The organism is Bifidobacterium subtile (assembly GCF_000741775.1).
Classification (GTDB): domain Bacteria; phylum Actinomycetota; class Actinomycetes; order Actinomycetales; family Bifidobacteriaceae; genus Bifidobacterium; species Bifidobacterium subtile.
In genome coordinates, this window is the sequence record NZ_JGZR01000007.1 from 213,189 (window position 1) to 227,184 (window position 13,996).

Below are 13,996 nucleotides of genomic sequence, written 5' to 3' on the forward strand. Positions count from 1 at the left end.
GCCATTGGCGAGGGTACCGGCGCGGTAGATCCGCACTGGTACCCTCGCAAGTTGTATGGCTGCTGGATAACTGTTGTTGAATGCCGGATGTATACGTCGATCAATTGGACGACCGGCGTACCCAATGGCAATCGAATGGCTGCTCGGCGGTTGCTGGATATGGCTGCTGGATGGCTGTTCGCCCAGGCAACAGCTTCGGCAGCAATGGCCGATATGACGAATAACGAACATGAAGCGAACGATAAGGAGCATGGCGATGACGGATACGGCGCAACCGCAAGGCAATGGCGAACATCTGGCGTTGTGGGGAGGCCGATTCGCCTCCGGACCCTCGCCCGAGCTGGCGCGGCTCTCGAAGTCGACTCAATTCGACTGGCGGCTTGCCGATGACGACATCGCCGGCTCCCGCGCCCACGCTCGCGCTTTGGGCCGGGCCGGGCTGCTGGGCGACGACGAGCTGCAACGCATGGAAGAGGCGCTTGACGAGCTGCAGCGCCGCGTGGACTCGGGGGCGTTCGCGCCCATTGAAGACGACGAGGATGAGGCGACGGCGCTGGAACGAGGGCTGATCGACATCGCAGGCGACGAACTCGGCGGCAAACTGCGCGCCGGGCGCTCGCGCAACGACCAGATCGCTGCGCTGATTCGCATGTGGCTGCGCCGGCACGCCCGGATCGTGGCCAGCGATGTACTCGAAGTCGTCTCCGCGATCACCGCCCAGGCAGTCGAGGCGGGGCATGCCGTGATGCCGGGCCGCACCCATATGCAGCACGCGCAACCGGTCCTGCTGGCCCACCAACTGTTGGCTCATGCCTGGCCGCTGCTGCGCGATGTGCAGCGCCTGGCCGACTGGGACGCCCGCATTGACGCCAGTCCTTACGGCTCCGGCGCGTTGGCAGGCAACACCTTGGGTCTGGAACCGGTGCTGGTCGCGCGAGAGCTGGGCTTCTCCAAAGTCACCAGCAATTCAATCGACGGCACGTCGAGTCGTGATGTCATCGCCGAGTTCTCCTTCATCGCCGCCATGATCGGCGTGGACATCAGCCGGCTGAGCGAGGAGATCATCATCTGGAACACGCAGGAGTTCTCCTTCGTCAAGCTCGACGACGCCTATTCGACCGGCTCCTCGATCATGCCGCAGAAGAAGAATCCCGATATCGCGGAGCTGGCGCGCGGCAAGGCCGGCCGCCTCATCGGCGATCTGACCGGCCTGCTGGCCACGCTCAAAGGCCTGCCCACCGCGTACGCCCGGGATTTGCAAGAGGACAAGGAAGCGGTGTTCGACCAGGTCGACACCCTCGAAGTGCTGCTCCCGGCATTCTGCGGCATGATCGCGACGATGACCTTCGATCACGACCGGCTGAGGGAGCAGGCGCCCACCGGCTTCGCGCTGGCTACGGATATCGCGGAATGGCTGGTGAAGAACGGCGTGCCCTTCCGCCATGCGCATGAGCTCTCCGGCGCTTGCGTCAGGCGGGCCGAGGAGCGCGGCGGGGAACTCTGGGATCTGGACGACGGCGATTTCGTTGAGATATTCTCGAACTTCCTGCCTGCCGACAAGGCCCCGGCAGTGCGCGAGGTTCTTTCGGTCGAAGGCTCGGTAGCCGCCCGCAACGGCAAGGGCGGCACTTCGCCCACCCGCGTGCGCGAGCAGCTCGCAGGGGCGAGGGCGATGCTCGATGCGCTCAGGTCTTTTGCCCACTCGATCAGCGACGGCTCGGCCTACAAGGCTCCTGAAACCCTGCGTTGATTCGCCGCGCAATCGCCTGGTCTCGTCTGCAGCAGTGCTGTCGCCGCGTCCTGCAAAACTGGAAAGGTTTGCACGGCTTATGTCCGTGCATGTCGTTATCCACAATTTGACAGGGGAGAGGCACCAGACATGGCTCACGTCACCAATTTCAAGGAAGCGGGATTCGACTCCCTCTTCGAGGAGTTGAACTGGCGTGGACTGATCGCTCAGTCCACGGATCGCGATCAGCTCGCGCAGGCATTGGATGGCAAGCCGATCACCTATTACTGCGGTTTTGATCCGACGGCGCCGTCGCTGCACGTCGGCAATCTCGTGCCGCTGGTGATCATGCGGCACCTTCAAGCTGCGGGACACCATCCGATCGCTCTGGTCGGTGGCGCGACCGGGCTGATCGGCGACCCTCGGCAGAGCGGCGAGCGCACGCTCAACCCCAAGGAAGTCGTAGCGGGCTGGTCCGAGCGTCTCAAATCGCAGATCAGCGGCATTCTTGAGGTCGACGGCAGCAATCCGGTGCGCTTCGTGAGCAATTACGACTGGACCGCGAGCATGTCCGTCATCGACTTCCTGCGCGATGTGGGCAAGAACTTCCGCATCGGCACCATGCTGTCCAAGGACATCGTCGCGCGGCGTCTCGAATCGCAGGAGGGCATATCCTTCACCGAGTTCAGCTACCAGGTGCTGCAAGGCAACGATTTCCTGCATCTGTTCGACGAATACGGGTGCACGTTGGAGCTTGGCGGCTCCGACCAGTGGGGCAACCTCACCTCCGGGCTTGACCTGATCCACAAGGTGCGCGAGACGAACGTCAACGTATTCACTAGCCCGATCATCTCCGACAGCCAGGGCAAGAAATTCGGCAAGTCCGAAGGCAATGCGGTCTGGCTCGACCCCGAGATGCTCAGCCCGTACAAGTTCTACCAGTTCTGGCTCAATCAGCCTGACGTCGAGGTTGCCAAGCTGCTCAAGGTCTTCACCTTCCTGCCCAAGGAGGAGATCGCACGGCTCGAAGCGTGCATCGCGACGAATCCCGGCGCACGCGAGGCCCAACGCACGTTGGCGTGGGCGGTGACCAGCCTCGTGCATGGCGATGAGGCGACGCAGCAGGCCATCGACGCCTCATCGGCGCTCTTCGGGCGTGGCGGCGATCTGCAGGCCATTGATTCGCGGACGTTGGAAGCCGCGTTGGACGGGCTCAAGACCGAGATCGGCGATGACGGGTCAGCGTCATTCGCACGGGCGAAGCCGGGCGAGCGGGTTTCCGAGGCAGGAGCCGCGGCAGGACTGTTCAAGTCGATTTCCGAGGCGCGCAAGACTATCGCCTCGGGCGGCGTCTACGTTAACAACGCGCGCGTCTCCGACGCCGAGCAGACGCTGGGCGACCAGGACTTCCTGCATGGCAGATTCGCGCTGATCCGACGCGGGAAGAAAGCCCTCGGCGTGGTCGAGCGGCAGTGAGTATTCGCGGCCGCGTCCCGTGCCGTGAGAAGCCTTCGTGTGGAACACGGATTGAGCCTGGTGCGCAGGCCGGCAAGGGGCATGGTCGCACCAGAACGCCTATGGACGGAATCGCGGCGAAAGACCGCGACAATGGCGGCAATACGCGATGAACAGCAATGCATGACGAGCAGTGACAACGATACAGAACATCATCAACGTTAAGGAATGACTATGGCAGAAGAACAACGCGGATCGCGCGACGGCAAATCACACGGCTCGCATAGGTCGGACTCCCACTCAGGCAATGGGGCCGGCCATGGCTCAGGCAGTGGGCGGTCGGGACGCTCCTATGGCTCCAAGGGAGGGCGTTCAGGCCACTCCTATGGCGAGGGGCGCAGCGGCGGATTCCATCGTTCGAACGACGGCCGTCCGAATCGTGGATATCATGACCACGATCGTGACGGGGAGCGTCGCGACGGCGAAGGCCAGGGACGGCAGTTCTCGGATCGCGGTCGTGGCGGGAACCGCCGGTATGACAATCCGCGCCGCGATGGCGGGCAAGGCGGCTACCGCGGACGGCGCGACGGGGAGAGCCCGCGCTACGGGCACGGCGGCCATCGCGATGGCGAGCAGCGCCGCGATTTCCATAACAAGGGATACCGCAAGGACTTCCACCGCGACGGGGAATCGGGGGAGCGCCGCGAGGGATATCGCCAAAACGGCGAACGTCGTGATTTCCGCCGCAATGACCGCAACGATGACCGTCGCGATTCCTATCGCGGCAATGGCGATCGCCGGGAGAACTCGCGCGGCGGATACCATCATGACGACGATCGCCGGGGCGGCTATCGCGGCAATGGCGAGCACGGTCATCGCGATGATCGCCGGGGCGGTGATAGGCGTGACTTCCGTCGCGATTTCCACCGCGACGCAGAACATGGCAATGAGCGCGGCGGCTACCGTTCGCACGATTCTCAGCGCCGTGATGACAATCGCAATGACGGCGGACGGCGTTCATACGCGCCGCGCCGCGACGGCCAGGGCGGCGGCTATCGCTCAGACGGCCAACGGCATGACGATCGCCGCGATGGTTTCCGCCGCGATGCCCGTGGAGATGATCGCCGCGGTGGCGCAGGTCGCAGATTCGATCGCGACGATCGCGACGGCTACCGTGCGCAGCGCAGAGACGGCTACCTCAACGCTCCGCGACGCAATTCCGACGGCACGATATCCTTCCCCTCGCAGAACCCGTACACGCACCGTCGGCCCGACGAGCCGCGCATGCCACGAGGCATGGAGTGGTCGATGCTCTCCAAGGATGAAAAGGAGCGCCTGCGCGGGCTCGCCAAGGAACATGCCGAGAATACCGGGCTGCATATCCTGGCCGCATACACGCTTGAGGAAAGCGATCCGCAGGCGGCTCTCGAGCACGCCAAATGGGTGGCGCGGCAGGCCTCGCGCATCGATTTCAGCCGCGAGACGCTGGCGTTCATCGCCTATCGTCAGGGCGACTACAAGCTGGCGCTGCGCGAGTTCCAGACCGCGCACCGCATGAACGGCTTCCCGGACTATCTGCCGTTCATGGCTGACTGCGAACGCGGCTTGGGCAACCCGAAGAAGGCCGTCGAGCTGGCGTTGTCCGACGAAGGCAAGGGATTGCAAGGCGAGTCGAAGGTCGAGATGTTCCTCGTGTACGCCGGCGCGTTGGGCGACCTGCAGATGTGGGATCAGGCCGTCGAGGTCGTGCACAAGCTCGGCCGTTCCAAGGGACTTCCCGGCGCCTACCGCATGCGCGCACTGCAGGCGGAGCAGTACTTCCTTGAGGAATCCGGCCACGGCGACCAGGCGGCGGATCTCGATCCGCTGATCGAACGCCTCGAATTGCAGTATGCCGACGAGGATGAGGACGAGGAATCGGACGATATCGTCATCGACTACGATCTTGAGGATCTTCCGGGCGAACTGATGGACAAGCTCGGCATCACTTGGGACGACGCGAAGTATGCGCCGGATGAGCACGTTGACGACGAGCGCGCTGAGGAATCTGCCGGCGAGCCGATGGCTGAATCCGTAGCTGACGCAACAGGCGACGTCTCTGCTGAATCCAACGCAGACGCGCTGGACGATGCATCGGATTCCGCCGAAGCCGCCGAAGAGACTGTCGAACGGAACAGCGACGCTGAGGCGCTTGAGGCACTTGGCGAGGCTGAGGCGTTTGACGCCGCCGAACAGGCTGCTGCGGTCTCGGCGGCTGACGATGCCGCAGCAGACGTTGATGCTGCGGTGGACGTCGATACCGTGCCGTCCAACACGACTGCAGATGCGACGGAAGGCAACTTGCGTGCCCAGTCCGAGGCGGAAGCCGCCAAGGCGCAGGACGATGAGCAGGAGCTGCCGGCGCAGGAGGCTTTGTCCGGCGTGCAGGCCGCCGAGGAGTCTGCCGCGCCTGAAAACGGTGTTGAACCCGAGGCGGATGGCAGCATGTCGGTTGAAAGCGGAGCAGCCGAGCAGGCTGCTGCTGATGGCCTCGCAACCGGGCCGGAGCGGGATGCTGCCGACGAATCTCAGGAAGCGCAGCAGGACGAGTCGTCCCCGGACACGACCAGCGACGAATCCGAGGCATAGAACCGCGCGCTGCGGGCAATGAACGGAACGAAAAAGAGGAGCGAGATCATGACACGTTTTCTGCAGGGAACGATGCAGGCGCTGAGCCAGGCCTATCATCTGGCATTGCTCGATCTGGATGGCGTGGTGTACCTAGGCAAGAATCCCATCGACCATGCGGCCGATTCGATTCGCGCGGCCGAGCATGCCGGGATGACGGTGGAATACACCACCAACAACTCCTCGCGCTTCCAGCGCGTCGTGGCCGAGCAGCTGCGCGGCTTCGGGCTTGATGTCGAGTCGTGGCAGATCATCACCTCCGCCGTCGTGGCAGCCCGCATGGTCGCCCGCCATGCGGATGTCGGCTCGTCGGTGCTCGTGCTGGGCGCCGAGCATCTGCGCGAAGAGGTCAGCGGACAAGGCTTGCGCGTGGTTGAAGGCGCACAGGACAATCCGCAAGCGGTGATTCAGGGCTGGTATCCGGACTTGGCGTGGCATGAGCTGGCCGAGGCCTCGTTTGCCGTCGAGCGCGGCGCGGCCTATTTCGTCACGAATCGCGACCTGACGATACCCCGCGAGCTGGGCATCGCCCCGGGCTGCGGTTCGCTCATCCAAGCCGTCATCACTGCTACCGGCGTCGAACCGGTCGCCTCGGCCGGCAAGCCGGAATCGGCGATGTACGACGAGGCGCGGCTGCTGGCTGCCCGAGACGGCGAGGAGCCGGTGGCGAAGCAGGCGTGCCTGGCCATCGGCGACCGGCTAGACACGGATATCGAGGCGGGCAACCGCGGCAGCTATGATTCGCTGGCCGTGCTCACCGGCGTCACCAACCCGCATGAGCTGATGACCGCGCCGGCGCATCTGCGCCCTACATATATCGTTCCCGATCTGCGTGGTCTCAATGAGGCTCAGCCTGCCCCGACGCGGAGAGAAGACGGCGCATGGCTGTGCGGCGCTGCGGATGGCGCTGCGCAGGCCCGGATCGTGGATGGCGCGCTGCACGTCAGCGACGTCAATGATATCAACGCGTTGCGAGCCGCATGCTGCTTGGCATGGGAATATGCCGATGGCGGCAGGGACATCGCGTCTATCGCGCTCCCTGACTTCGATCTGTGACGAGCCTGGGCACGATGAACAGCGTCACCCACGCCGTGCAAGGCGAAGATTTCGGCGACTCGGACGGATTCGGGAATTCCCATGATTCCGAGGATGCTCGCGCCTGCGCCAGCGGCGCAGCCGAACCTGCCGCCGCCCAAGGATCCACCGTCGAAACCGCCGATGACCTGTTGCGGCGATACCCCAAGCTTGCCGAGCTGGAGGGGCTGGAAGACGAGGAGTGCATCGCGGCGTATTCCAGCGTTCTTGTCCAGTTGCAGCGTGACCTGGATAGCGTTCGTGGCTAGCCGGGAACTGCCGAAGTCAAGCCGTTTCAACGTGTGCTCCGGCGCATATCCTGGTGTTCGTGCCGCCGGGAACGACGCCGCGGGTGCACGGCTGCGCCGGCTGGATCTGTCGCTCGTGGAACGAGGCTTGGTCACGACCCGCTCCAAAGCCCAGTCCTTGATTCGCGCCGGGCATGTCCTCGTCAACGGCGAGGCGGTGCGCAAATCCTCCACGCCGGTGGGAATCGACGACAATCTCAGCGTCGACAAGGGCGAGGACTATGTCTCTCGTGGCGCCTACAAGCTGGTCGGCGCCTTCGAAGCTTTCTCCTCAGTCGGTCTGCCATCTGCGCAAGGCCTGCAATGCCTCGACATCGGCGCGTCGACGGGCGGCTTCTGCGATGTGCTGCTGCGCCGGGGCGCGAGCAGCGTCATCGCCCTCGATGTGGGCCATGGCCAGCTCGATGCGCGTATCGCCGCCGATCCGCGCATCATCGAGATGAGCGGCGTCAATATCCGTGAGGTCATGCCCGGCGACTTGCCGTATGAACCGCACATGGTCGTCACCGACGTGTCCTTCGTCTCCCTGACCTACGTCATCCCTGTTGTCGCACGGCTCGCCGCGCCTGGCGCCCAGGCGGTGCTCTTGGTCAAACCGCAGTTCGAAGTCGGCAAAGGCCGTCTGGGAAAGAACGGCGTCGTCGAAGACCCTGAGCTGCGAGAGCAGGCCTTGCGCACGGTAATGGACTGCGCACAGGAATACGGCTTCGAAGTTCGCGGGCATTGTGTCAGCCCGATCGCAGGCGGATCAGGCAATATCGAATACCTGCTTTACGCCTGTCTGACACGTTCCGAAGGAGATCCGAACGTACGCTGGCTGTGATCGGTGAACAGCGCTACCGAAGATGAACGGTCGAGTTCGAGCTCATCCTGGAACTCGGCGTATTCGATGCGGCAACCATCCAGAAGCGTCGCGGAATCAACGCGAATATGCGAACAGACGAGTTTGCGGGCCGTCAGCCTGCCGGAGTGAATCGTGCGCACCCGGCTTGGTCCATAGTATGCGCGCGTCCGCAAGCGTTTGAACAGCTTGCTTTCGAACGGCGCGATCGCAGTGATTCGCGAATGCATCATCGTCGCCTCGGCCACGCCGCATATCTCGATATGATCCGCTGTCACACCGCCTGAGGCGTTCAACGAGCCGTGCAGGTTCATGCGCTGCATGCAATGCAGTGTCCGCGCTGTTTTGATTTCGCCGGTGAAATCAAGCAGCTCGCAGCGCAGCCGTCCCATAACCAGCATTCGACCGTGCCCCGATATCCGGCGCACCTGCACGTCCCCGTCGCTGATGAGCTCGCCGGAGACGAAGACGATATGACCGCCGACATACTGCGGTCCGCGGACCTGCCCGTTGACGGTAAGCCGCTTGAACCGCACTCCGCCCTCGATGGTGTGGACCCCGTTCAAGATGAGATGGCCGTAGACCCCCGAGCGAATTATGCCGCCAAACGATGTGAGGTTGAGGTTCATCCGTGTGCCCCTTCCACGCGGCGTCGCCGTCGCATCGGCGCGACAGTATCCTCCATGCATACCGGTTTCTTGCGCATGATGCGACTCCATATGCAGGAAACTGCAGAAAACCTAGTACAATTCCTTCATCGTGTTGCAAAGCGCCTGCATGCAGAGCATATGCCAGCAGCGGATCCTCATCCCCGGATGAAGTGGTCGATTTCGTCCTGCGTGCCCATGATGATCAGCTCGTCGTTGCGGTGCATGACCAGCGCATCCGAGCCGTATTCGAAATCCCGCCCCGGAGCCTTGAGTCCGACCAGAGTGATGCCGAAGCGCTCCTTGACGCGTGCATCCGCGACCGAGACGCCGACGACATGCGCGGGAGTGTGGACCTTGACAACCGAATACGGGCCTTCGATCTCGATATAGTCGAGGTATCTGCCGGAGACGAGATGGGCGACGCGCTTGCCGGCATCGGTTTCCGCGTTGATGATGTGGCGCACGCCGATGCGTTCGAGTATGCGGGCGTGCTCCTCGGAGACGGATTTCGCCCATAGGTCCGTGATGCCTGCGTCCAGCAGATTGCCCGCGGTGATCACCGAGGATTCGACGCTGTCGCCGATGGCCACGACTGCGGTGTCGAAGTCCTTGGCGCCGAGCTGTTCGATCGAGATCGCGTCGGTCATGTCCGCCTGCACGGTGGGCAGCTGCGAAGACCAGCGGTTGACGAGTTCAGCGTCGCGGTCCACCGCCAGCACATCCTGACCGAGCGCGTCCAGCGTGCGGGCGACCGCCACGCCGAATCGTCCCAACCCCACGACCAGAACGCTTGTATTCGTGTTCGCCACTGAATCCTCCTACCTGAAAATCCGCGCATCTACCCGACGACGATCGTCTCACAAGGATAGCGCACCACTTCGTCCGCGAGCGGCCGGTTGATGGCGTAGGCGATGGTCATCGGCCCCAGCCGCCCGATGATCATCGTCGCCGCCAGAAGCATCAAGGCGGCCGGATTGTCGGCGCACGCCACGCCGACCGAGTACCCGCCCAATCCGAAGGCCGAACAGGTGTCGAACAGGGCGTCGGTCAGCGACGCGCCGGTGACCATCATCAGCGCCATCGAAGTGACGACCACGACCATGAAGCAGGCGGTGGTCACGCTCACCGCCGTCAAATGGATGCGCGTGGGCAGCCGCCGATGGAAGACGTTGACATCCTTGTGCCCGGTGAAGGCCGCACGACAGATCAGCAGCACTACAGCGAACGTGGTGACGCGGATGCCGCCGGCGGTCGAGGTGCTGCCGCCGCCGATGAACATCATCGCGCTCATGAACACCTTGGTCGGCTCGCTCACCTGCGGCACCCACGAGGGATCGAATCCGGAGCTGCGCGGCATCACTGCGGCCGACAGTGCACCGCGCAGCCGCGATTCGAAGTCGGCGTTGCGGAACAGATACGGATTGCGCCATTCGACGAGCAGGAACCAGACCAGCGACGTGGCGAGCAGCGAGAAGGTCGTCAACAAGGTGATCTTGGTGTGCAGCGTCCATTTGCGCGGCGGGATGCGCCCGTGCGCCGCCCGCATGAGATTCATGAGCACCGGGAAGCCCAGCGTGCCGCAGAACGCGCTGAGCATGATGGGCAGGCCCACCGCCCACGAATTGACATGCAGTCCTGCGCCATCGGGGGTGAATCCGGCATTGTTGTATGACGAAACGGCGTAGAACAGCGCCTCCCACAGCGTGTTGCCGATGCGGCCATGATTGATGTGCAAAAGCCCGGGGAACAGAGCCACGAAGGTGATGGATTCGATGGCCAGCGCGGTGGCGACCACCACGCGCAGCACGCCGCGCACCTCGCCGAGCTTCGTCGTGCCCAGCTCGCTGGCGGTCAGCAGGCGTTGCGAGGCGCGCATATGGCGATTGGCGGCCAAGGCGATCAGCGAGGCGAAGGTCATGACGCCGACGCCGCCGATCTGGACCGACAGGAGAATAACGGCCTGGCCGAAGAAGGTCCAGTGCGTGGTCGTATTCACTACGGGAATGCCGCAGGTCGACAGGGCCGAAACCGCGGTGAAGAACGCGATCGGAATCGAGGTCGGCTGCTTCTCGTGCGAGGCGAGGGGCGTCATCAGCAATGGAGTGACCAGAACGATAAGCACGCCGAAATACAGAATCGTCATCCGCCCGGGGTGCGAGAACATGCGTGCGGCGAGGTGGACTATGCGGTATCGCATGCCCTTGGTGTTCCTGCCCGATCCGGTCTCATGGCGTTCGAAGATGGGATGCGGCATCGCATGCTCCTTATCGCCCACTGCTTATTGCAGTCCTACTGTATGCTGTGCGTTCGATGTTTCCTATAGTATGGGATGTCGCCAAAGGTTTTCGAGCGAGAAAGAAGCGCAACCATGGCCGATACTCGGCATGCGGTGGTCGTCACCCACCCCAGTCTGCGGGAGCAGGGCGTGATATCCGACGCGATCGAGCAGCTCAACTACGCGGGATTCTCCGTCACCATCGTAGACAACACCGAGGCGCCGGCGTTCGGCATGAGCACCAAGGCCGTCGACCCTGACACGGAGATCGTCGTGGTGCTGGGCGGCGACGGCACGATTCTGCGCGCAGCCGAGCTGATCTACTGCACCGACGTGCCGATTCTGGGCGTGAATCTGGGCCATATCGGCTTCCTGGCCGAATTCGAAAGCTTCCAGATGAGCGAGGCCATCCAGCGGGTCGCCGATCACGACTACTCGATCGACGAGCGCATGGTCGCCCATGCCGACGTGTGGCTGCCGGGCGAAAGCGAGCCGATAAGCGATTGGGCGCTCAACGACATCACGCTCGGCACGGCAGATCGCGGCAAAATGATCTCCCTGGCTGTTCGCGTGGATGGCGTGGCGATGAACTCCTATAGCTGTGACGGCACGATTATCTCGACGCCGACCGGTTCGACCGCCTACGCATTCTCTGCGGGAGGCCCGGTGATATGGCCGAATGTCAAGGCGCTGCAGCTGGTCCCCATCGCCGCCCACGCCCTGTTCGCGCGGCCGCTGATCATCGGCTCGGGCTCCAAGTTCACCTTGGACATCATGGAGAATTCGCCATCCGCAGGCTGGATCTGCTGCGACGGCCGCCGCCAGCGCGAACTGCCCAAAGGCACGCGCATCGAAGTGCGCGAATCGCGGGATACGCTCCACTTGGCACGCCTGTCAGGGGTTCCTTTCACGAATCGATTGGTTTCCAAATTCAATCTCCCGGTGGTCAGCTGGCGCGATCAGGATCATCATGCGGATCGCGCGGCGGGCAGGCCACAGACCAGCAACGAGCATAATGACAATGCGCCTAACGACTTCGCTCATAACGATACTGGCGGTGAAGCTGCTGGCTGTGCGGAAGCAGGCGACTGCTGATGCTAAGCGAGCTTGAAATCAGCGCTCTCGGCCCCATCCGCCATGCGAGGCTCGCCTTTTCGCCGGGCATGACCGCGATAACAGGCGAGACAGGCGCCGGCAAATCGATGCTGCTCAACGCCATCCGCTTGATTTCCGGGGCCTCAGCCGACAGCGGCCAGGTTTCCGCGCAGGCCGGCGAGGCATGGGCGCAAGGCGTTTTTGCCGTATCGCCCGATTCTGCGGCCGCAGCCGTGGCACAGGATGCGGGCAGCTCGCTGCCTGAAGACGGCGAGCTGTTCCTTTCGCGCACCGTGCCCAGTTCGGGGCGCTCGCGGGCCGTGCTGTGCGGGCACAGCGTGCCGCGTTCGGTGCTTGCCGACATTGCGGCTCAGCTGGTCACGATTCACGGTCAGGCCGATCAGCTGCGCATCGCTTCAAGTGCGCGCCAGCGCGAGTTCCTCGACATGGTCTCCGGAGACGAGCAGGAGCGTGACGCATACCGTGCGGCGTGGGGCGAGCTACGTGCCTTGGACGAGCGGCTGAGCACGCTCAAATCCCAGGAAGCCTCGGTGCGCCAGCGGGCCGACTATCTGCGCGAATCCATCGAGCAGATCAATGCAGTAGACCCGTATCCGGGCGAGGATGAGGAGCTGAAGGCCAAACGCTCGCGCATCGAGAATGCCGCCGACATCACGCGCGGGGTGGGCCAGGCTTTGGCAGCCCTTGATTCCTCGCAGATCGATGTGGACGCAGCAGGCCCCGGTGCAGCAGGCCTGATTGAGCATGCCCAGCAGTCGCTGCGGGCGATTCATGCTTCCGGGCCGTTCGAAGAGGCTGCTGATCGGCTGGCGTCGATTACCGCGGATATCGCGGATGTGGTTTTCACGCTGTCCAGCCAGCTCAACGCCGACGAGGATGTGGATGACCTCGATTCGCTCAACGCCCGTATTCACGAATTGGGCGAGCTTACCCGGCGCTGGGGGCCGGGCGTGGAGGATGTCATCGCATGGCGAGATCAAGCCGTGCTCGACATGGAGGATATGGATGCTTCGCCAGAGAAGCTTGAAGAGCTTGAGGCGCGGCGCGGCAAGGCCTATCGCAAGGCGTTGCAGGCTGCAGAGGCTTTGAGCCGGGTGCGAAGCGCGGCCGCCAAGCAGCTGTCGAAGACGGTGAGCGAGGAACTGGGTTCGTTGGCGATGGCCGGTGCTCGGCTGGATATTCGGGTCACGCAGCGTGCGGCTGCGGCGCATGCCGGCGCGGAAACAGCGAAGACGACGGGGGATTCGGCGGCGCAGCGCTCGGCGGCACGTCGTTCGTCGGTAGCGCGGCAGACGCAGCGTGAGCAAGCCTCTGATACCGGCTCGCTGGATGCTCACGGACGCGACGACATTGAGTTCCTGTTCACGCCATTTCCCGGGTCGGCGCAGTTGGCGATGGGCAAAAGTGCTTCGGGCGGCGAGCTCAGCCGCTTGATGCTCGCCTTGGAGCTGGCTGCGGCAGACAAGCGCGGCGACCGCTCCGAGATGACCTTCATCTTCGACGAGGTGGATGCCGGTGTCGGCGGCAAGGCTGCGGTAGAGCTTGGCCGCCGTTTGGCGAGGCTCGCCAGGCATGCCCAGGTCATCGTCGTGACCCATCTGGCGCAGGTCGCCTCGTGGGCCGACGCGCAATTCGTCGTAGCCAAGGAAGTCGGCACTGCTGATACCGCCGAAGGCAGTGGGGACACAGGTGACAGGGGAGCGACTCCCGTTGTCGCTACAGGCGTGAGCGCGGTGCATGGCGATGCTCGGGTGCGCGAGATAGCGCGCATGCTCTCCGGCAGCGAATCGGCGGCGTCGTTGAACCACGCCCGCGAACTCCTTGCCTCAAGCGGCCAGTGACGTGGGGAGCATATAATTCGGGCAGTAGTGCTGCGGGAAT

At 63.6% G+C, this 13,996-nt stretch carries 10 protein-coding genes and 1 pseudogene; 8 read left to right on the top strand and 3 right to left on the bottom strand.

Going from position 1 to position 13,996, the window contains the following annotated elements; genetic code table 11:
- Positions 1–256: 256 nt before the first annotated feature.
- The 6 genes and pseudogenes from argH to BISU_RS07840 all read left to right on the top strand — a co-directional run bounded on the left by argH (position 257) and on the right by BISU_RS07840 (position 8,056).
- Positions 257–1,750, top strand: coding sequence for an argininosuccinate lyase (gene argH, locus BISU_RS07815; protein ID WP_024463997.1), 1,494 nt, complete (start codon positions 257–259; stop codon positions 1,748–1,750).
- A 129-nt stretch (positions 1,751–1,879) separates the two neighbouring features.
- Complete coding sequence (gene tyrS / locus BISU_RS07820) at positions 1,880–3,205, top strand: tyrosine--tRNA ligase (protein ID WP_024463998.1); 1,326 nt, start codon at positions 1,880–1,882, stop codon at positions 3,203–3,205.
- A 756-nt stretch (positions 3,206–3,961) separates the two neighbouring features.
- Positions 3,962–5,341, top strand: a pseudogene (locus BISU_RS13190) (tetratricopeptide repeat protein); the annotation flags it as partial.
- A 519-nt stretch (positions 5,342–5,860) separates the two neighbouring features.
- The gene (locus BISU_RS07830; RefSeq protein WP_024464000.1) at positions 5,861–6,907 is read left to right on the top strand and encodes an HAD-IIA family hydrolase; all 1,047 of its coding nucleotides are present in this window, start codon (positions 5,861–5,863) and stop codon (positions 6,905–6,907) included.
- Positions 6,908–6,921: 14 nt separating this feature from the next.
- Entirely contained in the window at positions 6,922–7,194 is a 273-nt protein-coding gene (locus tag BISU_RS13195) for a hypothetical protein (RefSeq protein WP_024464001.1), read from the top strand.
- A gap of 91 nt (positions 7,195–7,285) precedes the next feature.
- Positions 7,286–8,056 carry a TlyA family RNA methyltransferase gene (locus BISU_RS07840; protein ID WP_024464002.1) on the top strand — a complete coding sequence of 257 codons (771 nt, stop codon included), beginning with the start codon at positions 7,286–7,288 and terminating at the stop codon, positions 8,054–8,056.
- Here BISU_RS07840 and BISU_RS07845 read toward each other — a convergent pair.
- The 3 genes from BISU_RS07845 to BISU_RS07855 all read right to left on the bottom strand — a co-directional run bounded on the left by BISU_RS07845 (position 8,005) and on the right by BISU_RS07855 (position 10,921).
- On the bottom strand, positions 8,005–8,703 hold the full coding sequence (locus BISU_RS07845; RefSeq protein ID WP_024464003.1) for a hypothetical protein: 699 nt from the start codon (positions 8,701–8,703) through the stop codon (positions 8,005–8,007). The two genes, BISU_RS07840 and BISU_RS07845, sit on opposite strands and share 52 nt — an antisense overlap.
- 176 nt (positions 8,704–8,879) lie before the next feature.
- Positions 8,880–9,533, bottom strand: a complete 654-nt coding sequence (locus tag BISU_RS07850) for a potassium channel family protein (RefSeq protein WP_024464004.1) — start codon at positions 9,531–9,533, stop codon at positions 8,880–8,882.
- Between the two features lie 29 nt (positions 9,534–9,562).
- The gene (locus tag BISU_RS07855) at positions 9,563–10,921 is read right to left on the bottom strand and encodes a TrkH family potassium uptake protein (protein ID WP_033502577.1); all 1,359 of its coding nucleotides are present in this window, start codon (positions 10,919–10,921) and stop codon (positions 9,563–9,565) included.
- 171 nt (positions 10,922–11,092) lie between these two features.
- Here BISU_RS07855 and BISU_RS07860 point away from each other — a divergent pair, with 171 nt between their 5' ends.
- Both BISU_RS07860 and recN read left to right on the top strand, forming a co-directional pair.
- Entirely contained in the window at positions 11,093–12,094 is a 1,002-nt protein-coding gene (locus BISU_RS07860; protein ID WP_024464006.1) for an NAD kinase, read from the top strand.
- A complete protein-coding gene (gene recN, locus BISU_RS07865) occupies positions 12,094–13,956 on the top strand; it encodes a DNA repair protein RecN (RefSeq protein ID WP_024464007.1) in 1,863 nt (620 codons plus the stop codon). The genes BISU_RS07860 and recN overlap by 1 nt, the downstream gene beginning before the upstream one ends.
- Positions 13,957–13,996: the final 40 nt, after the last annotated feature.

Bases quoted from the DNA above. Each gene is read 5' to 3' on its own strand.
- tyrS (WP_024463998.1), top strand. From the start codon at position 1,880: ATGGCTCACGTCACCAATTTCAAGGAAGCGGGATTCGACTCCCTCTTC.
- argH (WP_024463997.1), top strand. From the start codon at position 257: ATGACGGATACGGCGCAACCGCAAGGCAATGGCGAACATCTGGCGTTG.
- BISU_RS07845 (WP_024464003.1), bottom strand. From the start codon at position 8,703: ATGAACCTCAACCTCACATCGTTTGGCGGCATAATTCGCTCGGGGGTC.
- BISU_RS07860 (WP_024464006.1), top strand. From the start codon at position 11,093: ATGGCCGATACTCGGCATGCGGTGGTCGTCACCCACCCCAGTCTGCGG.
- BISU_RS07855 (WP_033502577.1), bottom strand. From the start codon at position 10,921: ATGCGATACCGCATAGTCCACCTCGCCGCACGCATGTTCTCGCACCCC.
- recN (WP_024464007.1), top strand. From the start codon at position 12,094: ATGCTAAGCGAGCTTGAAATCAGCGCTCTCGGCCCCATCCGCCATGCG.
- BISU_RS07830 (WP_024464000.1), top strand. From the start codon at position 5,861: ATGACACGTTTTCTGCAGGGAACGATGCAGGCGCTGAGCCAGGCCTAT.
- BISU_RS13195 (WP_024464001.1), top strand. From the start codon at position 6,922: ATGAACAGCGTCACCCACGCCGTGCAAGGCGAAGATTTCGGCGACTCG.